This window comes from Myxococcaceae bacterium JPH2, from assembly GCA_016458225.1.
Lineage (GTDB): Bacteria > Myxococcota > Myxococcia > Myxococcales > Myxococcaceae > Citreicoccus.
Genome location: JAEMGR010000001.1, coordinates 474,601 through 499,661, shown reverse-complemented (window position 1 = coordinate 499,661; position 25,061 = coordinate 474,601). Strand labels below are relative to the sequence as shown.

The 25,061-nt window shown below is 71.3% G+C and carries 22 protein-coding genes; 20 read left to right on the top strand and 2 right to left on the bottom strand.

What is annotated here, in order from left to right; all coding sequences use genetic code 11:
* Positions 1-51 precede the first annotated feature (51 nt).
* Genes JGU66_02110 through JGU66_02075 form a run of 8 tightly spaced genes read left to right on the top strand, consistent with a single transcriptional unit; the run spans position 52 to position 7,781 of the window.
* Positions 52-1,899, top strand: coding sequence for a TIGR04551 family protein (locus JGU66_02110; GenBank protein ID MBJ6759538.1), 1,848 nt, complete (start codon positions 52-54; stop codon positions 1,897-1,899).
* 3 nt (positions 1,900-1,902) lie between these two features.
* Positions 1,903-2,103 carry a hypothetical protein gene (locus JGU66_02105; GenBank protein ID MBJ6759537.1) on the top strand — a complete coding sequence of 67 codons (201 nt, stop codon included), beginning with the start codon at positions 1,903-1,905 and terminating at the stop codon, positions 2,101-2,103.
* Positions 2,100-3,341, top strand: a complete 1,242-nt coding sequence (lysA, locus tag JGU66_02100; GenBank protein ID MBJ6759536.1) for a diaminopimelate decarboxylase — start codon at positions 2,100-2,102, stop codon at positions 3,339-3,341. Before JGU66_02105 ends, lysA begins: the two co-directional genes overlap by 4 nt.
* Positions 3,342-3,357: 16 nt before the next feature.
* Complete coding sequence (locus JGU66_02095) at positions 3,358-4,242, top strand: 4-hydroxy-tetrahydrodipicolinate synthase (protein MBJ6759535.1); 885 nt, start codon at positions 3,358-3,360, stop codon at positions 4,240-4,242.
* Positions 4,243-4,262: 20 nt separating this feature from the next.
* The gene (locus JGU66_02090; protein ID MBJ6759534.1) at positions 4,263-5,057 is read left to right on the top strand and encodes a 4-hydroxy-tetrahydrodipicolinate reductase; all 795 of its coding nucleotides are present in this window, start codon (positions 4,263-4,265) and stop codon (positions 5,055-5,057) included.
* Positions 5,054-5,821 carry a fumarylacetoacetate hydrolase family protein gene (locus JGU66_02085; protein MBJ6759533.1) on the top strand — a complete coding sequence of 256 codons (768 nt, stop codon included), beginning with the start codon at positions 5,054-5,056 and terminating at the stop codon, positions 5,819-5,821. Before JGU66_02090 ends, JGU66_02085 begins: the two co-directional genes overlap by 4 nt.
* Positions 5,818-6,354: a 2-amino-4-hydroxy-6-hydroxymethyldihydropteridine diphosphokinase gene (folK, locus tag JGU66_02080; GenBank protein ID MBJ6759532.1), complete on the top strand. Its 537-nt coding sequence runs from the start codon at positions 5,818-5,820 to the stop codon at positions 6,352-6,354. Before JGU66_02085 ends, folK begins: the two co-directional genes overlap by 4 nt.
* Positions 6,351-7,781: a hypothetical protein gene (locus JGU66_02075; GenBank protein MBJ6759531.1), complete on the top strand. Its 1,431-nt coding sequence runs from the start codon at positions 6,351-6,353 to the stop codon at positions 7,779-7,781. Before folK ends, JGU66_02075 begins: the two co-directional genes overlap by 4 nt.
* Positions 7,782-7,794: 13 nt before the next feature.
* Here the strand turns inward: JGU66_02075 and JGU66_02070 are convergent, their stop codons facing one another.
* Complete coding sequence (locus tag JGU66_02070; protein MBJ6759530.1) at positions 7,795-8,859, bottom strand: KpsF/GutQ family sugar-phosphate isomerase; 1,065 nt, start codon at positions 8,857-8,859, stop codon at positions 7,795-7,797.
* A gap of 148 nt (positions 8,860-9,007) precedes the next feature.
* On the opposite strand from JGU66_02070, the gene fsa reads away from it, so the two are divergent.
* From fsa to JGU66_02050, 4 genes are all read left to right on the top strand, one after another.
* Positions 9,008-9,661 (top strand): fructose-6-phosphate aldolase, encoded by a 654-nt coding sequence (gene fsa / locus JGU66_02065; GenBank protein MBJ6759529.1) that lies wholly within the window; start codon positions 9,008-9,010, stop codon positions 9,659-9,661.
* Positions 9,662-9,729: 68 nt separating this feature from the next.
* Positions 9,730-10,866, top strand: coding sequence for an acyl-CoA dehydrogenase family protein (locus JGU66_02060; protein ID MBJ6759528.1), 1,137 nt, complete (start codon positions 9,730-9,732; stop codon positions 10,864-10,866).
* A 156-nt stretch (positions 10,867-11,022) separates the two neighbouring features.
* Positions 11,023-11,820 carry an electron transfer flavoprotein subunit beta/FixA family protein gene (locus JGU66_02055; GenBank protein ID MBJ6759527.1) on the top strand — a complete coding sequence of 266 codons (798 nt, stop codon included), beginning with the start codon at positions 11,023-11,025 and terminating at the stop codon, positions 11,818-11,820.
* Positions 11,821-11,875: 55 nt separating this feature from the next.
* A complete protein-coding gene (locus tag JGU66_02050; GenBank protein MBJ6759526.1) occupies positions 11,876-12,841 on the top strand; it encodes an electron transfer flavoprotein subunit alpha/FixB family protein in 966 nt (321 codons plus the stop codon).
* Positions 12,842-12,925: 84 nt separating this feature from the next.
* Here JGU66_02050 and JGU66_02045 read toward each other — a convergent pair whose 3' ends face one another.
* Positions 12,926-13,354: a hypothetical protein gene (locus tag JGU66_02045; GenBank protein MBJ6759525.1), complete on the bottom strand. Its 429-nt coding sequence runs from the start codon at positions 13,352-13,354 to the stop codon at positions 12,926-12,928.
* 319 nt (positions 13,355-13,673) lie between these two features.
* Here JGU66_02045 and JGU66_02040 point away from each other — a divergent pair, with 319 nt between their 5' ends.
* The 8 genes from JGU66_02040 (at position 13,674) to JGU66_02005 (ending at position 25,037) form a co-directional block, all read left to right on the top strand.
* Entirely contained in the window at positions 13,674-14,006 is a 333-nt protein-coding gene (locus JGU66_02040; protein ID MBJ6759524.1) for a PqqD family protein, read from the top strand.
* Between the two features lie 5 nt (positions 14,007-14,011).
* Positions 14,012-19,894, top strand: a complete 5,883-nt coding sequence (locus JGU66_02035) for an FG-GAP repeat protein (GenBank protein ID MBJ6759523.1) — start codon at positions 14,012-14,014, stop codon at positions 19,892-19,894.
* 10 nt (positions 19,895-19,904) lie between these two features.
* Positions 19,905-20,054 (top strand): hypothetical protein, encoded by a 150-nt coding sequence (locus JGU66_02030; GenBank protein ID MBJ6759522.1) that lies wholly within the window; start codon positions 19,905-19,907, stop codon positions 20,052-20,054.
* A 9-nt stretch (positions 20,055-20,063) separates the two neighbouring features.
* Positions 20,064-20,837, top strand: coding sequence for a potassium transporter TrkH (locus JGU66_02025; GenBank protein ID MBJ6759521.1), 774 nt, complete (start codon positions 20,064-20,066; stop codon positions 20,835-20,837).
* The gene (locus tag JGU66_02020; GenBank protein MBJ6759520.1) at positions 20,812-21,792 is read left to right on the top strand and encodes a GNAT family N-acetyltransferase; all 981 of its coding nucleotides are present in this window, start codon (positions 20,812-20,814) and stop codon (positions 21,790-21,792) included. Before JGU66_02025 ends, JGU66_02020 begins: the two co-directional genes overlap by 26 nt.
* A gap of 80 nt (positions 21,793-21,872) precedes the next feature.
* Positions 21,873-23,027 (top strand): calcium/proton exchanger, encoded by a 1,155-nt coding sequence (cax, locus tag JGU66_02015; protein ID MBJ6759519.1) that lies wholly within the window; start codon positions 21,873-21,875, stop codon positions 23,025-23,027.
* A gap of 51 nt (positions 23,028-23,078) precedes the next feature.
* Complete coding sequence (locus JGU66_02010) at positions 23,079-23,990, top strand: DMT family transporter (GenBank protein MBJ6759518.1); 912 nt, start codon at positions 23,079-23,081, stop codon at positions 23,988-23,990.
* Between the two features lie 72 nt (positions 23,991-24,062).
* Complete coding sequence (locus JGU66_02005) at positions 24,063-25,037, top strand: MBL fold metallo-hydrolase (GenBank protein MBJ6759517.1); 975 nt, start codon at positions 24,063-24,065, stop codon at positions 25,035-25,037.
* Positions 25,038-25,061: the final 24 nt, after the last annotated feature.

The following is a 25,061-nucleotide window of genomic DNA, read 5'->3' as shown; positions in this document are numbered from 1 at the left end:
GCCCGCCCTTTACAGTCGGCCGCGCCGAGCGGCCCCCGGAGCCTGTTGCCCATGTCTCACGCCCTGCTGGCGGCGCTGCTCGTCGCCTCGTCCACGGCCACCGCGCAGACGCCGGTGCCCGAAGGCGGCACGTCCACGCCCGCGCCCACCTCGGCGCCCGCGCCCACTTCGCCCGCCGCGGCGGCCTCCCCGGCGCAGGACACGCCCAGCCGGGATGAACTGGAGCAGAAGCTGGAGGCGGCCAAGAAGGAGTTGCGCGAGGAGATCCGCGCCCAGGCCGCCACGCAGTCCGTGTCCTCCGGTTGGCAGGAGGAGTGGACCGAGGAGAAGCGCAAGCTCGAGATGCTCAACCTGGACGGCTATCTGCGCGTCCGGCCCGTCCTCTTCTACAAGTTCAACCTCGGCAAGCCGGTGCGCGCGCCCGGGCAGCCCAACGGCCTGGAGATCTTCCCCCGCTCGCCGCGCAGCGCGAACGAGAAGACGCAGGCGGGCGCGGACATGCGCGTGCGCCTGGAGCCCACCGTCAACGTCTCCGAGGACGTGCGCGTGAAGCTCCAGGTGGATGCCCTGGACAACCTGGTGCTGGGCTCCACGCCGGACTCGTTCGCCTCGGCGGACGGGCGCAACACCTTCTCGCTGTTCTCCGACAGCCAGAGCCCGCCGAGCGCCGGCATCAACGCGCTGAAGGACTCCATCGTCGTGCGCCGCGCCTACGGTGAGGTGTCCACGCCGGTGGGCATCCTGCGCTTCGGCCGCATGGGCAGCCACTGGGGCCTGGGCATGCTGCGCAACGACGGCAACTGCCTGGACTGCGACTTCGGCGACACGGTGGACCGCATCCAGTTCGTCACCGAGCCGTTCGCGGGCTGGTACATCACGCCGATGCTGGACTTCAACTCCGAGGGCCCCACGTCCGAGCTGAAGAACAGCATGGGCGAGCCGGTGGACCTCACCCAGTCGGATGACAGCCACAGCCTGGTGCTGGCCATCGCCCGCCGCGACACGGATCAGCAGGCGCGCGCGAAGCTGGAGAACAACCAGGGCGTGCTGAACTACGGCCTGTACTTCACCTACCGCACGCAGGCATGGGCGGCCACGGGCTACGAGTCCACGGGCAACGCCAACAGCACGGACTTCGTCCAGCGCGACGCGCACATCTACACGCCGGACCTCTGGCTGAAGTACGAGGAGCAGAACTTCCGCCTGGAGTTCGAGTTCGCCGCGGTGCTGGGCAACGTGGGCAACAGCGCCCAGAGCGCGGCCAGCGCGGGCGCCCCGCTGCGCGACCAGTCGCTGCGCATCGCCCAGTTCGGCGGCGTGGCGCAGGGGGAGGTGCACCTGACCAAGAGCCGGCAGCTCCACCTGGGGCTGGAGCTGGGCTTCGCCTCGGGTGACAAGGCCTTCGGCATGGGCAACTACCCGGGCCGCAGCGGCACGGGCAGCAACGGCACCACGGCCGCGGGCGACGTCGAGGGGCCGCAGTACGGCTGCACCACCGACGGGGCTTGCGACAACGCCATCCGCAACTTCCGGTTCAACCGCGACTACCGCGTGGACATGATCCTCTGGCGCGAGCTGCTCGGCGGGGTGACGGACGCCTTCTACGTGAAGCCCACCCTGCGCTACTCGGTGGCCGAGGGCTTCGACGTGTTCGGCAGCGTCATCTACTCGCAGGCGTTCTACGCCGAGTCCACGCCCTCCGCGGTCAACCACGCGCTGGGCCTGGAAGTGGACGTGGGCGCGCGCTACGAGACCGAGGACGGCTTCGTGGCGGGCATCTCCTACGGCATCCTCTTCCCCATGGGCGGCCTCAAGGACGCGATGTTCCTCCAGCAGGGGCTGAACCAGGACCTCCGCACGCCGCAGAGCATCCGCGGCATGCTGGCCATCAAGTACTAGGCGATGCGCTCCGTGCTCTGGCGGTTGTGCATGGCGGGGGGCCTCGTCGTGGGGCTCTCCGCGTGCGGTATCAAGGGCAACCCGCGCCCGCCGCGTCCACCTCCCGTCACGGAGACGGCGCCGCCCACGGACCCCGCGCGCGGCGCGGTCGCTCCGGTGGGCCCCACTGTCCCCGTTCAGTCGGACGGCGGGATCCCCCCGTGAGCGACTTCGCCTATCAGAAGGGCAGCCTGCACGCGGAGGCCGTGCCCCTGTCGGCCATCGCGGACGCGGTGGGCACGCCCACGTATGTCTATTCGGGCGCGGCGCTCACCCGCCGCTTCCAGCAGGTGGCCGAGGCCTTCGCCGGGCAGCCGCACCTCGTGTGCTACTCGGTGAAGGCCAACTCGAACCTGGCCATCCTCCGGCTGTTCTCCGAGCTGGGCAGCGGCTTCGACATCGTGTCGGGCGGCGAGCTGGCTCGGGTGCGGCACGCCGGCGGAGACCCGCGCAAGACGGTGTTCGCGGGCGTGGGCAAGACGCCGGACGAGATGGCGCAGGCGCTGGACGCGGGCCTGCTGCTGTTCAACGTGGAGAGCGCCGAGGAGCTGGAGGCGCTGGACGCGGTGGGCCGGAGCATGGGCCAGCGCGCGCCGTTCGCCCTGCGCGTGAACCCGGACGTGGACGCGCGCACGCACCGCTACATCTCCACCGGGCTGAAGACCTCCAAGTTCGGCGTGCCGTTCGAGGAGGCGCTCGCGCTGTACACGCGCGCGAAGAAGATGAAGGGCGTGCGCGCGTTGGGGCTCGACTGCCACATCGGCTCGCAGCTCACCGCCACCGCGCCCTTGCGCGCGGCCTTGTCGAAGGTGGCGGAGCTGTACGGCGCGCTCCAGGCCCGCGGCCACGCGCTGGAGTACCTGGACGTGGGCGGGGGGCTGGGCATCACCTACTCGGACGAGACGCCGCCATCGCCCGTGGAGTACGCGCGCACGGTGCTGGATGCGACGCGTGCGACGGGCGCCACGCTCATCCTGGAGCCGGGCCGCTCGTTGGTGGGCAACGCGGGCGTGCTCCTCACCCGCGTGCTGTACCGGAAGCAGACGCCGGAGCGGACCTTCGTCGTGGTGGACGCGGGCATGAACGACCTGCTGCGTCCCGCGCTGTATGAAGCCCACCACGCGCTCCAGCCGCTCGTGCGTCGCCGAGGCAAGGCGGTGGAGGTGGACGTGGTGGGGCCGGTGTGCGAGTCCACCGACGTGCTGGCCAAGGCCCGTCCGTTGCTCCTCCCCCGAGCAGGCGAGCTGTTCGCCTTCATGAGTGCCGGGGCTTACGGGATGAGCATGGCCTCGAACTACAACTCGCGGCCGCGTCCCGCGGAGGTGCTCGTGGACAAGGCCGCCTGGCGTGTCATCCGAGAGCGGGAGCGCGTCGAGGAACTGTGGCGCGGCGAGCGGGCCTGAACGTATAAGCGCCGGCATGAAGACCTTCGAAGGCTCCATGACGGCGCTGGCCACCCCGTTCAAGGACGGGGCCCTGGATGAGGCGGCCTATCGCGCCCTCGTTCGCTATCAGATTGATGGCGGCACGGTCGGCCTCATCCCCATGGGCACCACCGGCGAAGCGGCGACGATGAACGCCGACGAGCGCGCGCGCGCCGTGGCCGTGGTGGTGGAGGAGGCGAAGGGGCGCGCGACGGTGATCGCCGGCGTGGGCAGCAACAGCACCGCGGAGACCATCGAGTCCGTGCGCCGCGCGCGCGAGGTGGGCGCGGATGCCTCGCTCATCGTCACGCCCTACTACAACAAGCCCACGCAGGCGGGCCTGGTGGAGCACTACCGTGCGGTGGCCAAGGCGCACCCGGGCTTCCCCATCGTGGCGTACAACGTCCCGGGCCGCACGGGCGTGGACCTCCTGCCCGAGACGATGCAGCGGCTGTGCGACCTCCCCGAGGTCGTCGCCATCAAGGAGGCCACCGGCAATCCGTGGCGCGCGCTGGAGCTGCGCGAGAAGTGCGGCGAGCGGCTCATCGTCCTGTCCGGTGACGACTTCACCGTGCTGCCCACCATGGCGTGCGGAGGCAAGGGCGTCATCTCGGTGTCCTCCAACGTGGCGCCCCGCATGATGGCGGACCTCGTCGCCGCGGCGCGCGGTGGGGACATGGCGCGCGCGCTCGACCTCCAGGTGCGGCTCAACGAGCTGCACCGGCGCCTGTTCGCGGAGTCCAACCCCATCCCCGTGAAGTGGGCGCTGCACCTAATGGGCCTGTTCGGTCCCGAGGTCCGCCTGCCGCTGGTGCCCCTGTCCGAGTCGCAGGCGCCGCTGATGAAGGCCGCGCTGACGCAGCTGGGGTTGCTGAAGTAGGCCGGCCCGAGGGCGCGCGCATGACTCGCATCGTCATCACCGGCATCACCGGCCGCATGGGCGGCACGCTCCTGCGGCTCGCGCGGGCCACGACGGACCTGCAAGTGGTGGGAGCCACGGTGCGGCCGGGACGCGCGGCGGAGGCAAAGGCCTCCACGGGCCTGACGTGCGTGGAGGAGGAGCTCGGGCTCGCGCTGGATGCGGCCTCCGCGGACGTGGTGGTGGACTTCACCAGCGCGGAGCTGAGCGTGGCCCACGCGCGCGCGTGCGCCGAGCGCGGCGTGGCGATGGTGGTGGGCTCCACGGGCTTCACGCCCGAGCGGACCGAGGCGCTGCGGGGGAGCGCGGCGAAGGTCCCCATCGTCGCGGCGCCCAACACGTCGGTGGGCGTGAACCTCGTCTTCCGCGTGGCCGCCGAGCTGGCGCGGGTGCTGGGCCCGAGCTTCGACGTCGAAGTGTTGGAGGCCCACCACCGCATGAAGAAGGACGCGCCCAGCGGCACGGCGCTGCGGTTGGCGGAGGTGCTGGCCGAGGCGCTCGGGCGCTCGAGCGACGACTTCACCTTCGCGCGGCAAGGCCAGGTGGGCGCGCGCCCGCCGGGCGAGATTGGCGTGCAGACCCTGCGCGGCGGCGACGTGGTGGGCGAGCACACGGTGTATTTCTTCGGCGAGGGCGAGCGCATCGAACTCACCCACCGGGCCACGAATCGAGACCAATTCGGGCTGGGCGCGCTGCGCGCCGCGCGGTGGGTGGCGAAGCGCGCGCCCGGGCTCTACGACATGGCCGACGTGCTCGGCCTCCAGGGGACGAAATGACCGCGCGTTACTGCCGCTTCCTTCACGAGGGCCGCGCGCACCACGGCCGGGTCGAGGGCAACGAGGTGGTGGTCCTCACCGCGGCGCCCTGGGCGGGAGGCAAGGAGACGGGCATCCGCCGCTCGCTGGGCGGGCTGACGCTGCTGGTGCCCTCGGAGGCGTCCAAGGTGGTCTGCATCGGGCAGAACTACCGCAAGCACGCGGAGGAGATGGGCAAGCCCATTCCCTCCGAGCCGCTCCTCTTCACCAAGCCCTCCACGGCCCTCAACGGCCACGGCTCGCCCATCCGCATTCCCCGCGCGAGCCAGGAAGTGCACTACGAAGCGGAGCTGGCGCTGCTCATCGGTGAGCGGCTGAAGAACGCGGACGAGGCCACCGCCGCGCGCGCCATCTGGGGCCTGACCTGCTTCAACGACGTGACGGCGCGCGACATCCAGAAGCGCGAGATTCAACACACGCGCGCCAAGGGCTACGACACCTTCGCCTGCGCGGGCCCGTGGGCCGTGACGGGGCTGGCGTCCGGAGACCTGCGCATCCAGGCCCGCGTCAACGGACAGGTGCGGCAGGACAGCCGGACGTCGGACATGGTGTTCAACGCCGCCCGCCTGGTGTCCTTCATCTCGCACGTGATGACGCTGCTGCCCGGCGACCTGGTGAGCACGGGGACGCCCTCGGGCGTGGGGAAGCTGGAGGCCGGGGACACGGTGGAGGTGGAGGTCGAGGGAATCGGAACCCTGGTGAATCCGGTTGAGATGGAGCCGTGAGCGCTACCGTCTACGTCGGCCTGGGGTCCAACGAGGGGGACCGCGAGGCTCAACTCGTCGCCGCCCTCTACGCCATGTCCCGCATTGACGCCGTGGCCGTGCTGGCGTGCTCGTCGTTGTTCGACAGCGCGCCCGTGGGGCCCGAGCAGCCTCGCTTCCTCAACGCGGTGGTGGCCCTGGAGTGCGGGGTGGCACCGCAGCGCCTGCTGTGCATCCTCCAGCAGATTGAGGAAGACCTGGGACGCCGTCGGGGAGGGCCCCGCTGGTCTCCCCGGCCCATCGACCTGGACATCCTCTTGTGGGACGAGCAGGTGGTCGCGGACCCGAATCTCCAGGTGCCGCACCTGGAGCTGCACAAGCGCCGCTTCGCGCTGGAGCCGCTCTCGCAGCTCGCCCCCGAGGTGAAGCATCCCGTGTTGGGGATGTCCGTGAAGGAACTCCTGGGGAAGCTCGCCCCGCAGGATGTCCACAAGCGCGAGGCCCTCTGGTGGCCCGACGCGAGCACTTCCCGCCTTCCGGTGAACGACTCATGAGCCTTCCCCTCGCCCTGGCGACCGCGGCGCTGCTCGCCGCCGAGCCCTCGACGCTTCCTCCCGGCCACCCGGTCATTCCTCCGGGGACGCAGGCCTCGCCCACGACCGCGCCCTCCGCCGCGATGCCCGCGGGCCACCCCGCGATGGGCACCGCGTCCGCGGCTCCCTCGGGCGCGCTGCCTCCCGGACATCCCACGCTGGGCGCGCCGGGCACGGCGCCGGCCGCGCCCAATGGGCCGCTGCCGCAGGGGCATCCGCCCGTGGCCGAGTCGGGCCGGGCGCCTCCGTCCGCCGAGGAGCTGCTCAAGCAGCTCGACTCCACCCAGGGCCTGCGCGAGCGCGAGAAGACGTTCGAGATCGCCTCGTCGCTGGGGCGGCTCTACTACCTGAATGGCCGGCACACGGACGCCATCACCTACCTGCAGCAGGCCGAGGGACGCGCGCAGCCGGTGCGCGACGTGTTCCTCGCCGCGCGCAAGAAGCTGGGCAAGGCGCCCGTGCCCACGGCGGAGGCGGCGAACTGCGGCTTCACGCCCGGCATGGCGCTGGAGGCCATGGCCACGGTGGCGCAGGAGCGGGTGAAGAAGGGCGACACGGCGGGCGCGGCGGCGTGCGCGCGCGCGGCGCTGACGCCGGTGCTGGACGTGGAGGTGATGCGCGGCAACTCGCTCTACCTCACCGGCAACTCGGCGGGCGCGCTCGCGGTGTACACCCGCGTGCTGGAGCTGGAGCCCGGCCAGGAGGAGGCGCTCTTCGCGCGCTCGTCGGTCCTGTTCGAGTCCAACGGTGAGGACCTGGCCGCGCTGAAGAAGGCGGCCGAGGGCTTCGACATGCTGGCGGATGCGCGCCCCAACTCGCCGCGCGCGCCCATGGCCAAGCAGCTCAGCCAGACGGCCAAGGACACGGTGAAGGCCGGCGGGCGTCAGAAGTACCTGGAGACGCGCGCCGCGGATCGCCGCATCCGGCTGTCCCAGGCGGTGGCCGCCATGCCGGCCCGGGGCAACCCCGCCGAGGCCGATGGCCCGCGCGCGCTCACGCCGGAGATGGTGGAGGCGGTGCAGAACACCGAGCACACGCCGGAGATGGACCAGGGGCTGGCGAAGCTGGTGGAGGAGGGCGAGGAGCACCTGGCTCACGGCCGCTACCAGGAGGCCCTGGCCAACTACACGCGCGTGGTGCCCTTCCAGCCGCAGAACGGGCGCGCCAAGGCGGGCATGGCCTGGGCGCTCGTGGGCCTGGGGCGTCCCATGGCCACGCGCATCTGGGGCGTGGCGGTGCAGTCGGACGCCGCCGCGGTGGACGCGCTGGGCGACACGCTCAAGTCCAAGGGCGACGCCAAGGGCGCCAAGGCGCTCTGGGAGAAGCTGGCCCAGGACGCGCCCGAGTACGCGGGCAAGGCGGGCCTCCAGGCCAAGATGGCCCAGTAGGCCCCGCCAGACTTCAGACGAACTTGGAGGCCAGCAGGTCCTGCACGTCGAGCAGGCCCACCGCGCGGCCCTCCACGTCCACCACCGGGAGCTGATCCACGCGCAGCTCCCGCATCTGCGCCGTGGCCGCGAGCACCAGCGTGTCCGGCGTCACGCACCGAGGGCGCTTGCCCATGACGGCGCGCACCGGCACGTCGAAGTCGGTGTGGCCGCGCTCCACGAGCCGGCGCAGGTCTCCGTCCGTGAAGATGCCCACCAGCAGTCCGTCCGCGTCCACCACGCAGGCCGCGCCCGGGCGGCCCGGCGTGTTGGTCATCACCACCACCGTCTCGGACAGGCGCGCGGTGTCGCGCACCACCGGGTTGGACGGCCCCGAGCGCATCAGCTCGAACACGCGCAGCACGGAGCGGCCCAGCTTGCCGCCCGGGTGCAAGAGCGCGTAGTCGTCCGTGCCGAACGGCCGCGAGCGCAAGAGCGTCATGGCCAGCGCGTCGCCCACCGCGTGCAGCGCGGCCGTGGAGGCGGTGGGCACCAGCCCCATGGGGCACGCCTCTTCAATCCGGCCGATGTCCAACACCACGTCCGAGCCCCGCGCCAGCGCGCTCTCCGCGTCGCCGGTGAGCGCCACCACGGGCACGCCCATGCGCTTGAAGGACGGCAGCAGGCGCACCAGCTCCTCGGTGGCGCCGCTGTTGGACATGGCGAGGATGACGTCGCCCCGGCCCACGCGGCCCAGGTCGCCGTGCACCGCCTCGGCGGGGTGCAGGAAGACGGAGCGCACGCCCGTGGACGCCAGCGTGGAGGACAGCTTCTGGCCGATGAGCCCCGCCTTGCCCATGCCCGTGACGACGACCTGGCCGGTGCACTCGCGCACCAGCTTGAGCGCGCGGAGGAAGGACGGGCCCAGTCGCTCGGTGACGCCGAGGATGGCGTGGGCCTCCGCCTCCAGCACGCCTCTCGCGTAGGCGAGCGTGGCGGCGGCGTCCTCGTCCACGGGGGGCGGCGAGGTGGGAGCGGAGCGGCCGGGGAGGGCCCGCAAGCGGGGCTTCTTGGCAGGGGAGCGAGGGGAGCGAGCCATGGCGACGGGCGCTACCTTTATCCCCGGGCCCGGGGCCCTGGCCACCCTTGACGCATGGGGGGCCATCGGTTACGGGCCTGCACGGCCGGCTGCCTGCGACTGGCCGCACCCACCCTCTACCTGCAGGTTCAATCCCAAAGGGGACGAGATGAAGTTCTTCATCGACAGCGCCGACGTCGGGGAGATCCGCAAGGCCCACGAGATGGGCTGCGTGGATGGCGTCACCACCAATCCGTCACTCCTGGCCAAGGTGGGCCGGAGCCTGGACGAGACCATCCGCGAAATCTGTACCATCGTGGACGGCCCCATCAGCGCCGAGTGTGTCTCGCTCGAGGCGCCCGAGCTCATCAAGGAAGGCCGCGGCCTGGCGAAGATTCACGACAACGTCGTCGTGAAGATTCCCATGGGCGTCGAGGGCATGAAGGCCGTCAAGGCGCTCACCGCCGAGGGCATCCGCACCAACGTCACCCTCTGCTTCTCCGCCAACCAGGCCCTCTTGTGCGCCAAGGCCGGCGCCACCTACGTGTCGCCTTTCGTGGGACGCCTGGATGACATCTCCCAGGACGGCATGGAGCTCATCGCCCACATCCTGGAAATCTTCCAGAACTACGACTTCGACACCCAGGTGCTGGTCGCCAGCGTGCGCAACCCGGTGCACGTGCTCCAGTCCGCCCGCATGGGGGCGCACGTGGCCACGCTCCCCTACAGCGTCATCACCCAGCTGGCCAACCACCCGCTGACCGACGCGGGCATCAAGAAGTTCCTCGCGGACTGGGAGAAGGTCCCCAAGACGAAGGGCTAGTACGTAGGACTGGCGGTCCGGCGGCTCCAAGGGTAATTGTTGACTACTGAATCAACCCGAGGAGCCGCATGGACTTCCAGCTCACCGAATCGCAGCGCGCTTTGCAGGACGCGGCGCGCAAGTACGCCCGCGAAGTGGTCCGCCCCAAGGCCGCGCACTACGACGAGACGTCGGAGTTCCCCAAGGACCTGCTGTCCGCGGCGTTCGAGCTGGGACTCATCAACATGGCCATCCCGTCCGAGTACGGCGGCCTGGGCCTGTCGCACCTCGAGCAGGTGATGGTGTGCGAGGAGCTGGCGTGGGGCTGCGCGGGCGTGGCCACGTCGCTCATCGCCAACGACCTGGCCAACCTGCCCATCATCCTTCACGGCACGGATGACCAGAAGAAGCGGCTGCTGACGCCCTTCACGCAGAAGGTGAAGTTCTCCTCCTTCTGCCTCACCGAGCCGGGCGCCGGCTCGGACGTGGCCGCCATGAGCACCACCGCCCGCCGCGAGGGCGACTTCTACGTGCTCAACGGCTCCAAGTGCTTCATCACCAACGGCGGCTATGCCGACCAGTTCACCGTCTTCGCCACGGTGGACAAGGCGAAGAAGCACAAGGGCATCACCTGCTTCGTGGTGGAGGGCCGTCCGCAGGGCCTGACCACCGGCAAGCACGAGAACAAGATGGGCCAGCGCGCCAGCAACACCACCACCGTCACGTTCGACGAGGTGCGCGTGCCGGTCGCCAATCGCATCGGCGAGGAGGGCCAGGGCTTCCTCGTGGCCATGGCCACGCTGGACAACAGCCGCCCGCTCACCGCGAGCATCTCCGTGGGCATCGCCCGCGCCGCGCTGGAGCACTCGCTGGAGTACTCCGCCCAGCGGCAGACCTTCGGCAAGCCCATCCGCGAGCACCAGGGCGTGCAGTTCATGCTGGCGGACATGGCCATGAACACGCACGGCGCGCGCCTGCTCACCTACGAGAGCGCCTGGGTGCTGGACCAGGGCCAGCGCAACACGCTCCAGTCCAGCTACGCGAAGTGCTTCGCGGCGGACATGGCCATGAAGGTCACCACGGACGCGGTGCAGGTCTACGGCGGCTACGGGTACATGAAGGAGTACCCCGTGGAGAAGCTGATGCGCGACGCGAAGCTCATCCAGGTCTACGAAGGGACCAGCCAGGTCCAGCGGCTCGTCATCGCGAAGGAACTGTTCAAGTAGTACAGCAAAACTGTGACCGGCGGCCGTTTCCCGTTGCCGCCGCGTCACGCGAATGCCTATTAATCCTGCCCGGTCGCGCGGTGCGTCAAGTCACCGCGCAGGGTGTTGTTGGCCCGCCGCACTTTCCAGTCGCTCCTCGCAAGGAGAAGCAACGCCGTGAAGATTCTCGTCACCGCCAAGCGCGTGGAAGATCCCGAGTCGAAGATCAAGGTCAAGCCGGACGGATCGGGCATCGTCCAGGAAGGGTTGAAGTACAAGATCAACCCCTTCGACGAAATCGGCGTCGAGGAAGGGCTTCGGCTCGCGACGAAGCACGGCGGCGAAGTCATCGTCGTGTCCATCGGCCCCAAGGACGTGCAGGAGCAGCTGCGGCACGCGCTGGCCATGGGCGCCCACAAGGCGGTGTGGGTGAACCACGCCGGGGCGTTGGATCAGCTCGGCATCGCGGCGCTGCTCCAGAAGGTGGTGGAGAACGTGAAGCCGGACCTCGTCGTGCTGGGCAAGCAGTCCATCGACGATGACCAGAACCAGGTGGGCCAGTACCTGGCCGAGTTCCTGGGCTGGGGCCAGGCCACGTTCGCCTCCAAGGTCGAGTCGCTGGAGAGCGAGGCGGAGAAGAACAAGGTGCCCGCGGTGGCGCTGACCGCGGACGGCAAGGCCGTGCGCGTGGTGCGCGAGGTCGACAACGGGTTGGCCACGCTGGAAGTGCAGCTGCCGGCCGTCGTCACCACGGACCTGCGCCTGAACCAGCCGCGCTACGCGAGCCTGCCGGGCATCATGAAGGCCAAGAGCAAGCCCATCGAGGAGCTGACGCCGGAGAAGCTGGGCGTGGACGTCACGCCGCGCATCCAGGTGCTGAAGATGTCCGCGCCCCCCGCGCGCAAGGCGGGCATCAAGGTGCCGGACGTGGCCACGCTGGTGGAGAAGCTTCACAACGAGGCGAAGGTCGTCTGAGTCGCGCGAGCGCTCCCTTCGTCACGCACCCTTTCGAGAGACTGGAGTCAGACAGATGCCAATCGTTCTCATCGTCGCCGAGCAGCAGCCGGACGGGAACCTGCGCAAGGCCTCCCTCAACGCCATCTCCGCGGGCAAGGCCCTGGCCGACAAGGCCGGCGCGGAGTTGCACCTGGTGTTGCTCGCCAAGGACCCGGCGAAGCTGGCCGAGGAGCTCAAGGGCACCGGCGCCAAGGCGGTCCACACCGCCGCCGCCCCCGAGTTCGAGCACTACCTCGCCGAGACCTACGCGCCCGCCATCGCGGCGCTCGCCCAGGAGCTGAAGGCGGACTACGTGGGCATGGCCTCCACGGCGCAGGGCAAGGACCTGCTGCCGCGCGTGGCCGGTCGCCTCAAGGCCGCCATGGCCACCGACGTCATGGCCATCAACGGCTCGGGCGCGGACATCACCTTCACGCGCCCCATGTGGGCCGGCAACGTGTTCGCCGAGGTGAAGCTCACCACGCCGGTGAAGGTGTTCACCGTGCGCGCCACGGAGTTCCCGGCCGCCGCGACGGGCGCGGGCGCCGCCGAGGTGAAGACCTTCGCCGCGAAGGTCGAGGCCTCCAAGACGAAGTTCGTCGACTTCAAGGAAGTGAAGAGCGCCCGCCCCGAGCTGACCGAGGCGCGCGTGGTGGTGTCCGGCGGTCGCGGCACCAAGGGCGACTTCAAGGAGATTGAGGCGCTGGCCGATGAGCTGGGCGCCGCCGTCGGTGCCTCGCGCGCGGTGTGCGACGCCGGCTGGGTTCCCAACGACTTGCAGGTCGGCCAGACGGGCAAGGTCGTCGCTCCGCAGCTGTACATCGCGGCGGGCATCAGCGGCGCCATCCAGCACCTGGCGGGCATGAAGAGCTCGAAGACCATCGTGGCCATCAACAAGGACCCCGAGGCCCCCATCTTCCAGGTGGCGGACTACGGGCTCGTGGAGGACCTCTTCAAGGTGCTCCCCGCGCTGCGCCAGGCCATCCACGGCCTCAAGTAGTCACGCGCCCCTCATGGGGTGACGGCTGAAGACGGGGGCGGACGCGGAGCAGCACTTCCGCGCCGCCCCTGTGCCGTTGTGGGGCTACAGCTCGATGTCGCGTCCGCGTCCGGGTGCGGCCTCCGGTGGAGGATGCGCCGTCCGGGGCGTGGCGTCCTCGCCCGAGCGCAGGTCGAGGATGCGCCCGTCCTCCAGCTCCACGTAGAGCTGCTGGAAGACCCACTGGCCCTCTTGCTCGTCGGCCTCCACGTGCAGCGTCCCGTTGGCGCGCGCGCCGTCGAGCGGCAGCGTGAAGGCCGTGCGCGTGTGTCCGTTGACGGTGCTCGTGGTGGCGTGGCGAGGGAAGCTCGGGTGGATGGGCGCGCCCAGCTCCTGCTGCACCTGGGGATGGTCCCTCGCGATGGCCACCGCCTCCGCGTAGGCGCCCGCGCTGTCCTTGAGCGAGCCGAGTCCGAGCAGCAGGGCGCCCAGGCAGCCGCAGGCACCGAGCGCGCCCACGAGGATGATGACCATCACCCACTTCCAGTGTCGTCCCCACCACCCCTGCCGCGGGGCAGGCGCGTGTCCACCATCCGGCATTGCCTCCATGGCGCCGCTCCCCTCCGCGCGCCGCTCCGGGCCGGAGGGAACGCGGGGCCGCCATCAACCATGGTCGCGCCGGGACGGCCATGGCCCCCGCGCCCATCCGGCCGCTTCCCCACACTTGGTGGCGTCCTCCCTCCCCGGGTAGCATGCCCGCCGTGCTCCGTCAGGGCCGGGGAAGCACGGGACACCGCGATTCCACTCCCGGAGACAGAACGGTGTCCGCCCCCATGCCCCGAGCCGTAACTCCATGGACGACTGGCTGAGCGCGGTGCCCCGACTGCACCCTGACGCCGTCTCCGTGCGGTCGCGGGGCGTGCTCTCGGTCCTGGGACCGGGGGAGACGTTCCTCCACACCTTCGAGGATGACGCAGGGGCCTCCCAGGTCGCCGAGCGCATCCTGGAGCTGGCGGATGGCGAGCGCTCGGTGGAGGACATCTCGCGGCAGCTGTGCGAGGAGTTCGACGTGGATCCAGCGCTATGTCGTCAGGACACGGCGCGCTTCGTGGCGCTCCTGGTGGAGCGGCAGGTGTTGGTGCTCGCGGCACGGGGAACCGGGTCCCCACTTCGGCACAAGGAGTGACGGGCATGCATCGAGCGACTTGGACTGGCTTGCTGGCGGCGATGGCCGCGGTGTGGATCTCCGGGTGTTCCTGCGGCGGCGAGCCGCCCGTCGAGTCACAGCTCGCGGTGGACTTCGAGTCCCCCAAGGACGGGCAGCGCCTGGCGCTCGACGAGGATGCGGACTCCGCCACGGACGGCTTCCAGCAGGACGTGGTGGCGGTGGGCCGCGACACGGCGGGCCGCGAGGTGAAGCTCTCCAGCGCGAAGCTGGAGGTGCGCGCCGGCAGTGAGCAGGCCTGGACGGCGGGCCCCTCCGCGCGCATCGACGGCGCCAAGGTGCGCTTCTCCTCGGTCACGCTGCCGCTGCGCACCAGCGTGCTGCGCGTGACGGTGGAGGAGTCCGGCTCTCACCGCACGGCCACGCAGACAGTCACGGTGGCGGTGGGCACGGAGGTGCCCAGCGTGGACCTCTCCTCGCCCGCCGAAGGTCAGGTGCTGCGCGAGGCGGACGACGCGGATCCGACCACGCCGGGCTACCAGGTGCGCTTCGGGCTGAAGGGCACCGCACTGCGCGGCGCCAGCGGCCTCCTGTCTTGCGCGGGCGTGTGCGGCCTTGCGCCCGTGCCCTTCACGCTGGGCCAGGACGGCAGCGCCACCGTGGTGGCCACGCTCACCGAGCCCGTGCGGGAGGCGCAGATGGCCCGCTGCACCGCGGTGCTCAAGCGCGCCACGGGTGACGTGACGTCCGCGCCGCGCGGCTTCACGCTGGACACCGAGGCGCCTCGGCTGGTGGTGGCCTCGCCCGTCGCTCCGGTGGCGAGCCCCACGTTCGACGTGGTGGCGGTGGTGCGCTCGGTGGAGGACGGCAGCACGGCGATGCTGTCGCGCGAAGGCGCGGACTCGGTGCAGACGCAGGTGCGCGCGGGAGCGGTCACCTTCACCGCGGTCACCGTGCCGGGGGATGGCGCCTTCGACTTCCGCCTGCGGCTGACGGACTCGGGCGGCAACGTCACCGAGCAGCCCCTGCGCGTGGTGGTGGCGAGCGCGGTGCCGGTGCTCGCGCTGGAGGTGCCCGCGCTGGTGACGAGCGACGCCAACGGCGACGCGGCGGACGGGGTGCAGGCTCCGGCGACCGTGAAGGTGAACGGGCTGCCGGTGGGCACGGACGTGGAGCTGTGGACCACCGTGACGAGCCGGCTAGGACAGCCGCTTCGCGTGGCGACGGTGGCGAGTGGCGCGGACCGGGTGGCGGCGTTCCAGTTGGACCTGGCCGAGGGCGCCAACACCGTGAAGGCGTGCGTGCGCAACGCGGCGGGCCTGCAGACCTGCTCGCAGCCCACGACGGTGTCCGTGCAGACGGGGCGCTCCACGTGCCGCATCGTGGAGCCGGCCGCGCGTGAGTTCGTCACGGGTGGCTCGGTGGCGGTCCGGGTGGATGCGCCCAACGGGGCGGTGACGCTGGCTGAGGTCGCGTCGGATGGCACCACCATCAGCGTGTCCGCCACGGCCTCGGGTGGCGCCGCGACGCTCACCGCGCCGCTGACGCAGGATGGCGCGTGGAGCCTGGTGGCCTCGTGCGCGGGCGGCGGTCGCAGCCAGCGTGTCATCGCGCGGCGAGACACGGCGAAGCCCGCGCTGACGGCCACCGTGCGCGACGCGGTGGACGGGCGCATCGGGGCGAACTTCGTCGACACGTCCGTGCAGCCCGGCATGCAGGTGGTGCTGGACGTGAAGACGGACGCGGACTCGCAGGTGTTCGTGGACGGCTGTGGCCTGACGGGCACCGCGTCCGCGGTCGCCAATGGCGCGGGGGTGGCCACGCTGCGTGGCATCAGCGTGCCGGCGACGGGGACGTGCACCTTGACGGTGCGCGCGGTGGACCCGGCGGGCAACTCTGCCACGCAGACGGTGGCGGTGGCGTCCGCCTTCGCGGAGTCCTCGCTGTCGTTCGCGGCGCCGGATCCGAACCGGACGCTGGGCCCCGCGGACGGCACGGCGGTGACGGGCGGACTGTCGGTGCCCATGACGCTCGCGTTCGGCGAGGGCGTGTCCGGCGTGCTGAAGCTGTACCGCGACACCACGGAGGTGGGCTCGATGGACGTGGCCTCCGCGGAGGAAAAGAAGACGTTCACGGCCGTCACGCTGAGCGAGGGCGTCAACGTGCTGCGCGCGGTGCTCACCAACACCGCGGGCGCGGGGGCCTGCGCCAGCGCGCTCTACACGCTGGACACCACGCCCGAGGCCATCGCGCTCACCGCGCCGGGTGCCTCCACGCAGTACTCGCTCAACGAGGACCAGGACCCCGCCACGCCGGGCATCCAGCGCCCGCTGTCCTTCACGCTCAACGGCGCGTCGTCGTCGGCCGTGGTGGACGTGTGCACGGACATCGCGCTCACCGTGGACCGCACGCCGTGCCGCGATGGCAGCGGCTGGTTCACCCTGGCGTCGTCGCTGCCCCCGGATACCACGCGCTTCTCATACCCGGATGGTCAGTACTCGCTGAAGGTGGTGCTGGATGACTCGGGCCGCACGTCCGAGTCCGCGCCGGTGACGCTGCGCGTGGACGGCGCGCGGCCGGAGGTGACGGCGCTCGAGTTCGTCGGGGATAGCAACGGCGACCGCATCCTCAACCTCGCTGAGTCTCCGAGCGGCGCGCCGGTGCTGCGCGTGTCCACCACGGGCCTGGAGGCCGGGCGGCCCGTGCAGGTGCGTGACGCGCGGTCGCTCGCGCTCATCGGGCAGGCCGTCTCCACGGGCTCGCGCACGGATGTCACCCTCACGTCGATGGCTTCGCTGTCCGAGGCGGATGCGGCGCTCGTGGTGGTGCTCACGGACACGGTGGGCAACGTGAACCGCACGGTGCAGGCCAATCCGCCCAACCCGTTGGATCCGCTCAACGCGGCGGCGCTGACGGACTTCCGAGTGGACCGCGTGCCGCCCACGGTCAACGTGAGCGCGCCCGCGGTGGGCGCCACGCTGGGGCCCGCGCAGGACGCGGATCCGATGGCCTCGGGCTATCAGCTCCGCGTCAGCATGCTGACCAGCGCGGACGTGGGCGCGGATGGCGTCCTCTTCACGCTGGAGCCGGGGCTCACGCCGGTGTCCCTCACGCCCTCGGGCCGCGCGGTGACGCACGACTTCACCGTGCCGGCGTCGGGCACGCAGACGTACACGCTGACCGTCACCGCTCGCGACAGCGCGGGCAACCCCAGCACGGCGGTGACTCGCATCGTGACGGTGGACCTGGAGGCCCCGGTGCTCTCGCTGGAGAGCCCCACGGCGGGCCAGCAGTCCGACTCGGCGCTCGTCGCGGTTCGCGTGGCGGTGCAGGGCGGAGACGGGCTGACGGCGCGCGTCTACTCGACGCCCGAGGGGAGCGGCACCCGCGTCCAGGTGGGAGCGCTGCCCGTGTCCCAGGGCGTGGCCCAGGGCACGCTCAACTTCCCGGATGGTCGGCAGGCGGTGACGGTGGAGGTGGATGACCCCGCGGGCAATCGCGGCACCGCCAGCGCGGCCGGCGTGGATGTCCACCTGGTGGGCTGTGACGTGTCGCTCACCTCGCCGGCCGACGCCGTGCGCGACTTCATCCAAGCGGACGACGCGGCTCCGGGTACGCCCGGGCTCCAGTACACGGTGCGTGGCCACACCTCGCGCTGCGCGGGCCGCACCGTGTCGCTGCTCAAGGGCACGCCGGCCGTCGCGGTGGGCACCTCGCTCGCGGACGCCAGCTCCGGCGACTTCACGTTCCCCGTGACGCTGGCCGATGGCGAGCAGGGCCGGCTGAGCGTGGAGATGGTGGACGCCAACAACAACCACACCTCCGACTTCGTCGACTACACGGTGGACATCACGCCGCCGACCATCTCGACGGTGTCGCCTCCCGCGACGCAGCTCACCTTCGTGGCCGCGTCCAACGCGCACCTGTTCCCCACGCCCGAGGCGGGCTACGTGAAGGACGTCTCCCCGGGCGGCGACGCCGAGGCGGACTTCGACGTGACGGTGGCGGGGGCCGTGGGTGGCGCGTTCCAGTTCTTCTACCGAGGCCAGCCCGTCTCCACCTCGGCGAGCGTGGCGCAGGACGGCCAGCCGCAGACGGTGCGCCTGGTGCTGCCGCATGACACCAGCGGTTCGCTGGAGCTTCGCGTGCGGGACCGGGCCGGCAACACGGCGGTGCGCACCGTCACGGCGGTGGTGGACGTGGTTCCTCCGGCGCAGGTCTCGGTGACGCGCACGCTCGTCAGCGGCGCGGAGCGCAGGGCGCAGGTGGACGTGGCGTGGACGGCCAGCGGCGACGACGGCGTGTCCGGCGTACCCACGGGCTACGACCTGCGCTGGACGACCGAGACGCAGCTCCCGGGCGGCATCCCGAACGAGACGACCTGGTACAGCAACAAGGTCCGTCAGGAGACCGGTGGTCTGTTGCCCGCGGGCGACACCTCGCGCCGGCTCACGTTGCCGCCGCTGGCGACGTACTTCATCGAGGTGCGCGCGCGCGACGAGGTGGGCAACCTCTCCGACCCGCGCACCATCCCCGCGCTGGTCAACTCGCACGCGACGACGCTGACCAACCCCACCGCCACGCTGGGCATCTTCGGCTCGGCGCTCGCCAGCGGCGACCTCAACGGTGACGGCCGCGATGACCTGGTGGCGGGCAACTTCCGCAACGCCTCGTCGGGCACCGCGGACATGGGCGGCGTGTACATCTACTACGACGCGACCAACGCGAGCGTCGCGCCGCAGGTGCTGCTGCCGCCCACGTCCGAGGCGCAGCAGTACTTCGGCACCGAGGTGGCCGTGGGCAACGTGGGCGACGCGGCCAACGAGCGGCGGCCGGACGTGCTGGTCGGCTCGCCGCGCTGGTCCGCGTTCCGGGGCCGCGCGTTCCTGTATTTCGGCCGGGCCAATCAGACGGTGGACCCCTCGCCGGTGGAGTTCCGAGGCCACGCGGGTGTCGGCGCCACCAACCTGGGCTGGGCCGTGCGCATCCTCCCGGACCTCAACGGCGATGGGATGGGCGAGGTGCTCCTCAGCGCGGACGGCGAGAATGGCGGACGCGGGCGCATGTTCCTCTTCTTCGGACGCACGCGCGCGGACTGGCTGGCCGCCGCGACCGGACACGAAGCGGACAACGTGCCCTTCATCCCCATGGACTCGGCGGACCGCATCATCGAGGGCACCGAGGCCCCCATCGCGCCCGCGACGTCCACGCTGTTCGGCCGGCGGCGCGGACAGGCGAACGTGGGCGACCTGGACGGCGACGGTCATCCCGAGCTGTCGCTCTCGGTCCCCAACGACAAGTTCAACCTCGTGTACATCTTCCGGGGCAGCCTGCTGGCGTCGCGCTCCGGGCCGAACGTGGCGGACCGCACGTTGCTCGCCTCCGAGGCGCTCCAGACGCTGACGCTGGGCGCGGCCGGTGGCGGTGGACCCAACGGCTTCGGCGTGGACGTGGTGGGCGCCACGAGCTTCGGTGGCACGGCGGCCGTGGACCTCGTGGTGTCCCAGCCGAGCGTGAACCGGGTGAACTTCTATCTGGACGGCACCACGGCCGGGTTCAGCGCGCAGCCCACCTCCAGCCTCCAGGTGGCGGACGATGCCAGCGTGTCGGGAGCGCGCTTCTTCGGCTACGTGCTGGCGACCGCGGACATCAACGGCGACACGCTGCCGGACCTCGTGGTGAGCGAGGCCGCCACGGCGGGCTCGTCGGTGTGGGTGATGTACCACGGCGCTTCCGGGCCCACGCCCTTCGACGCGGTGGCGGGCGACGGGTTCGCGCAGACGCGCTTCAAGGGCATCAAGTCGCTCGGCTCGGGGCTGGCGGTGGGCGACTTCAACGGCGATGGCGCCGTGGACGTGGCGGCGGGCGACCCGTTCGACACGCCCGGTAAAATCACGGTCTGGTATTAAGGGGACACCCATGAGGTCGGAACCGAAGGCGCCGTCCCAGAAGAAGCCCTACCGCCCACCCCAGGTGCGGTCCGAGAAGCTGCTCGTCTCGGACCTGTTCACGGTGAGCCGCCCGCTCGACTGCGACCCCGTTTACGATCCGCGGCCCGCCTGCAACTGAGGACCTGGCATGGCGCGGCTGCGCATCGGCGAGTGCGTCTGCGACGTCGATGACGCGCTCCTCGCAGCGGCGCGGCCGCGATGCCAGGCGGGCCCCTTCCTCGTGGGGCCCGAGTCTCACCCCGACCTGTGGCTTGAGCGCGACACTGCGCTGAGCCCGGGCGGGCACCTCTTCCAGCGCGCTCGGCCTGAACTCGGCGGCTTCGCGTTGGAAGGGAGCACGCTGCGCACCTCCGCGCCACTCTCCACGTACCCAGCCGAGTTCGCCCTGCGCGCGCTGTTCCAACTCGCGGTGCTGCGCCAGGGCGGCTTCTGCGTCCACGGCGCGGGCGTCGTCCTGGCGGACGCGGCGCTGGTGGCGCTGGGGCCGAGCGGCGCGGGCAAGTCCACCTTGTCTCGGCTGTGCCTCCAGTCCGGCGCGGCGCTGCTGTCGGATGAGCTCGTGGCGCTCTTGCCCGGGGGGCGTGTGCTGGGCAGTCCGTTTTCGTCCGAGCCGGACCTGGCCGCCTCGCGCGTCGAGGCCCGCGCCCACGCCCTGCTGCTCTTGGAGAAGGCCCCCGCCGAGCGGCTCACTCCCGTGGCTTCGTCCGAGCTGCTCGCGGCGCTGTTGGGCCAGCGGTTCCGCGCGGTGGCGGAGCTGGAGCCGGGGCCTCGGGTGCTGACCTCGGTGGGCGCGGTGGTGGCCGATGTGCCGGGCTTCCGGCTCGCCTTCCGCAAGGACGTGGCGGTGGCGGGCTTCCTCGCGGAGTGGGTGGCGCATGGCACGACAGCCTCCGGCCGCTGACGCCCTCCTGGACCTCCTGGCCCAGCTGCCTCACGGGCACCGTCTCTGGGTGCGCGGCGCGGGGCGGAGCCTGTACCCGCTCCTGCGCAGCGGGGATGCGGTCCGCGTGCAGCGCTGCGGCGTGGAGTCCCTGGCACCCGGGGACGTGGCCCTGGTGCGCCGAGGGCGGCAGCTCACCGCGCACGTGGTGTGCTCCACTGAACCTTGGACGACGGCGTCATTGCTGGGGAACCTGGACCCGCCTGGGGGCGAGCCGCTCGGGCGGGTCGTGGCGGTGCGGCGGGGAAGGGTGGTGGTGCCGTTGCCCCGGCCGTCCCGACCCGCGTTGTGGCTGGCACACCGGGGCCTCTCGGCCATCTGGGCGCGGCCCCGAGCCCGGGTAGTCTACCGGCACGTGCGCGACTTCTTCTTCTCCGGCTGGTCGCTTCCGTTGCGGCGCCTCTTCGTGGGGGCGCTGTCAGTGCGCCTGTTGCGGGAGGAGGACCTGGACGCGCTGCTCGTCTTCGCGGGCGAGGGGCTGGTGGTGTCCGCCGGCTTCCTGCGCCGCCAGCTCCGTGAGCGGTGGGGTCTGCGGCCCGAGGAGCGCGCGGGCGCGGCGGCTGGCGCCTTCGACGACTCGGGGCGCCTGCATGGCTTCGCCTGGGTGGACGACTACCGGCAGGAGGGACTGGCCCTGGAGGGGCTGTGGGTCCGCTCGCTGGTGGTGGCGCCCCGAGCGCGGCGGATGGGCGTGGCCTCCGGGCTGGTGCGCTGCCTGCTGGCCGAGGCGCGGCGGCAGGGCGCGGACCGCGTCCGGGCGGACATCGACGAGGACAACACGGCCTCGCTCAGGACTTTTCGCGGGCTGAGCTTTCGTCCGGCCCCGCCCTCGCTTACCCAGCGCACGAACCAGGAATGGGACGCGGCGGGAGGGAGCAAGCGCCTGGTGGTCCTCGAGCGGGTGTTCGAGGACTGACGCACCAGGGGTTGCGCTGCCCCGCCCGGCTGAGTGAAAAGCACGCGTCCCGTTTTCCGCCATCTCGAGCCGAGGCCCTCGTGAGCACGCCCGCTTCCGCGACTCCACCGCTGTCTGCCGTGACGCCCCCGTCGTCGGGTGCCCCCGCCCCCAAGAATGGGGACGGCTCGTGGCTCAACGCCGACCGCGTCTTCCTGGGGCTGCTGGTGGTGTTCTTCCCCCTGGCGGTCGCCTCCCACTTCTTCTTCCCGGGCACGTGGACGTTCATCCTGTGCGCCGTGGCGCTCGTCCCGCTGGCGCGCCTGATGGGCGAGGCCACCGAGGTCATCGCCCACAAGCTGGGCAGCGGCCTGGGCGGCCTGATGAACGCGTCGTTCGGTAACGCCGCCGAGCTCATCATCGCGCTGGCGGCGCTGCGCTCGGGCCACTCGGACGTGGTGAAGGCCTCCATCACCGGCGCCATCCTGGGCAACATCCTGCTGGTGCTGGGCGCGGCCATCCTCGCGGGTGGGCTGAAGTTCCCCAAGCAGACGTTCAACACGACGGCGGCCCTGTCCGGCTCGGCCATCATGTTCCTGGCGCTCACCGCCATGGCCATCCCGGACCTGTTCCATGCGGTGCGCGGGCCCGCGGCCGACGCGGTCATCTTCCCGATGTCCGTGGCCATCTCCATCATCCTGCTCATCGTCTACGCGCTGTCGCTGCTGTTCGCGCTGCGCACGCACGCGCACCTGTACGCGGGCGAGGACCACGGCACGCCCGAGGAGCTGCCGAGCTGGAGCCCCAAGAAGGCCGCCGTCGTCCTGCTGGGCGCCACCCTGGGCGTCGTCGTGGTGGCCGAGTTCCTGGTGCACGCCATCGAGCCGGCCATCGCCACGTTCGGATTCACGCACACGTTCGTGGGCGTCATCATCATCGCCATCGTGGGCAACGCGGCCGAGCACTCGACCGCCATCCTCATGGCGCTGAAGAACAAGATGGACCTGGCGTTCAACATCGCCTTCGAGTCCTCGAAGCAGATCGCCCTCTTCGTGGCGCCGGTGCTGGTGCTGCTCTCCATCCCGCTGGGCCAGCCGCTGACGCTGGAGTTCAGCCACATGGAGGTGCTGGGCATGGCCATCGGCGTGGGCGCCGGGACGCTCATCGCGCTGGATGGCGAGTCCAACTGGCTGGAGGGCGTGATGCTGCTGGGCGTCTACGCCATCCTCGGCGTGACCTTCTATTTCATCCCCTAGCGTTCCTTCTTTCGTGGCGGGCTGTCGGTGTTGAATTCCTCGTCGGACATCATGCGGAGCACCCCGGGGTCGGCGAGGCTCCAGGCCGACGGCGCCCTGGCGCTCATCACCGCGCTGTGGGGCGTCACCTTCGTGGTGGTGAAGGACGCGCTGGGCTACAGCGACCCCTTCTCGTTCCTCGCGCTGCGCTTTGGGGTCGGCGCGCTGCTCTTGAGCGCGCTGGCGGGCCGCGAGGTGCTGCGTCCGCGCAACCTGCGCCATGGCGCGCTCTTGGCCACGCTGCTGTTCCTGGGGTTCGCGCTCCAGACGATGGGGCTGGCGGAGACGACGCCGTCGCGCTCGGCCTTCATCACCGGCATGTGCGTGCTGTTCGTCCCGCTCCTGTCGCTGGTGTTGTTCCGTCGGGTGCCGCGCCTGGGCTCGGTGCTGGGCGCGGTGCTGGCGGCCATCGGCCTGTACGCGATGACCCGGCCGGACACGAGCTCGGGCACGTCGGGCTTCTCGCGGGGCGACCTGCTGACGCTCGGATGCGCGGTGGCCTACGCGGGCCACATCACCCTCACGGAGCGCTATGCGCCCAAGGAAGGGGTGATGGGGCTGGTGGCGGTGCAGCTGTGGGGTGTGTCGCTGCTGTCCCTGGCGTGCCTGCCCTTCGTGAATCGCTCGGTGACGTGGACGCCGTCCTTCGTGGGAGGCGTGCTGGTGTGCGGGGTGTTCGCCAGCGCGCTGGCCATCAGCGTCCAGACGTGGGGACAGGCGCGCACCACGGCGGTGCGCGCGTCGCTCATCTACGCGATGGAGCCGGTCTTCGCGGCGGGCTACTCGGTCGCGATGGGCTACGAGGTGCTGGGCCCGCGCGAGTGGTGGGGCGGCGGTCTCATCCTCACGGGGGTGCTGGCCTCGGATGTGGGCACCGCGGCGTGGGGCTGGTGGCGCGCGCGACAGCAGGGCACGGCCGCCTGAGACGCGGGCGGCCGAACGCCCAAGTGTCAGCGGCGCACGTCGCTCGGACGCGCTATACCCCCAGCCCTTCCGATGAGTGTGGAGCTGAGGCGAAACGGGTTGCACTTGACGGGGACCGCGCTGTCCCTGGACGCGAAGCGCAAGTCGCCGCTGTCCTTCGTCAGTCATGGGCACGCGGACCACATCGCGCGCCACGAGCGGACCATCGCCACGGCGGCCACGCTGCGCTTCATGACGCACCGGCTGGGGCCCATCAGCGCGCCGCTGGCCGTGCCCTACCGTCAGCCCTTCGAGCTGGGGCCGCTCGTCCTGGAGCTGCTGCCGGCGGGGCACATCCTCGGCAGCGCGCAGCTGCGCGTCATCCGGAGTGACGGCCGCCGCATCGTCTACACGGGCGACCTGAACGTGGTGCCCTCGCTCACCGCCGAGGCGACCGAGGTGGCCGAGTGCGACACGCTCGTCATCGAGTCGACGTTCGGCCACCCGCGCTACCGCTTCCCGCCGCGCGCGGAGGTGCTGGGGCAGGTGGAGTCGTGGGTGCGCGCGCACTTGGAGCGGGGCGCGGTGCCCGTGCTGTTGGGCTACCCGCTGGGCAAGAGCCAGGAGGCGATGAAGTACCTGTCCGGCCGAGGCTTCCGCCTGGTGGCGCACGACTCCATCTACGAGATGGCCGAGCTGTACGCGGAGCTGGGCATGCCCGTCGGGAACGTGCGTCGCTACGAGGGCGCGGTGGAGCCGGGCGAGGTCCTCTTCTTCCCGCCGCACAAGGTTCGCGGAGGTGGGCTCGCTCCGTTGTGGCCTCGGGCCACGGCGGTGCTGACGGGGTGGGCCATGGACCCTGGCGCGGCGCGACGCTACAGCGCGGACGTGGCGTTCCCGGTGTCGGACCACGCGGACTTCCCCTCGCTGGTGGCGTACGCGAAGGCCACGGGCGCAAGCGAGGTCGTCACCTGTCACGGCTTCGCGGATGAGCTGGCGCAGGCCCTGCGCGATGCGGGCCTGGATGCGCGAGCCTTGGGCAAGCCGCAGCAGCTCGCGTTGCTCTGACGCGGCGTCGCGCGGCGGAGTAGA

What these genes read in the sequence shown, in the direction of transcription:
- JGU66_02110 (MBJ6759538.1), top strand. Translation starts at nt 52, where the DNA reads ATGTCTCACGCCCTGCTGGCGGCGCTGCTCGTCGCCTCGTCCACGGCC.
- JGU66_02105 (MBJ6759537.1), top strand. Translation starts at nt 1,903, where the DNA reads ATGCGCTCCGTGCTCTGGCGGTTGTGCATGGCGGGGGGCCTCGTCGTG.
- JGU66_02095 (MBJ6759535.1), top strand. Translation starts at nt 3,358, where the DNA reads ATGAAGACCTTCGAAGGCTCCATGACGGCGCTGGCCACCCCGTTCAAG.
- JGU66_02090 (MBJ6759534.1), top strand. Translation starts at nt 4,263, where the DNA reads ATGACTCGCATCGTCATCACCGGCATCACCGGCCGCATGGGCGGCACG.
- JGU66_02085 (MBJ6759533.1), top strand. Translation starts at nt 5,054, where the DNA reads ATGACCGCGCGTTACTGCCGCTTCCTTCACGAGGGCCGCGCGCACCAC.
- JGU66_02075 (MBJ6759531.1), top strand. Translation starts at nt 6,351, where the DNA reads ATGAGCCTTCCCCTCGCCCTGGCGACCGCGGCGCTGCTCGCCGCCGAG.
- JGU66_02070 (MBJ6759530.1), bottom strand. Translation starts at nt 8,859, where the DNA reads ATGGCTCGCTCCCCTCGCTCCCCTGCCAAGAAGCCCCGCTTGCGGGCC.
- fsa (MBJ6759529.1), top strand. Translation starts at nt 9,008, where the DNA reads ATGAAGTTCTTCATCGACAGCGCCGACGTCGGGGAGATCCGCAAGGCC.
- JGU66_02060 (MBJ6759528.1), top strand. Translation starts at nt 9,730, where the DNA reads ATGGACTTCCAGCTCACCGAATCGCAGCGCGCTTTGCAGGACGCGGCG.
- JGU66_02050 (MBJ6759526.1), top strand. Translation starts at nt 11,876, where the DNA reads ATGCCAATCGTTCTCATCGTCGCCGAGCAGCAGCCGGACGGGAACCTG.
- JGU66_02045 (MBJ6759525.1), bottom strand. Translation starts at nt 13,354, where the DNA reads ATGGTCATCATCCTCGTGGGCGCGCTCGGTGCCTGCGGCTGCCTGGGC.
- JGU66_02040 (MBJ6759524.1), top strand. Translation starts at nt 13,674, where the DNA reads ATGGACGACTGGCTGAGCGCGGTGCCCCGACTGCACCCTGACGCCGTC.
- JGU66_02035 (MBJ6759523.1), top strand. Translation starts at nt 14,012, where the DNA reads ATGCATCGAGCGACTTGGACTGGCTTGCTGGCGGCGATGGCCGCGGTG.
- JGU66_02030 (MBJ6759522.1), top strand. Translation starts at nt 19,905, where the DNA reads ATGAGGTCGGAACCGAAGGCGCCGTCCCAGAAGAAGCCCTACCGCCCA.
- JGU66_02025 (MBJ6759521.1), top strand. Translation starts at nt 20,064, where the DNA reads ATGGCGCGGCTGCGCATCGGCGAGTGCGTCTGCGACGTCGATGACGCG.
- JGU66_02020 (MBJ6759520.1), top strand. Translation starts at nt 20,812, where the DNA reads ATGGCACGACAGCCTCCGGCCGCTGACGCCCTCCTGGACCTCCTGGCC.
- JGU66_02010 (MBJ6759518.1), top strand. Translation starts at nt 23,079, where the DNA reads ATGCGGAGCACCCCGGGGTCGGCGAGGCTCCAGGCCGACGGCGCCCTG.
- JGU66_02005 (MBJ6759517.1), top strand. Translation starts at nt 24,063, where the DNA reads ATGAGTGTGGAGCTGAGGCGAAACGGGTTGCACTTGACGGGGACCGCG.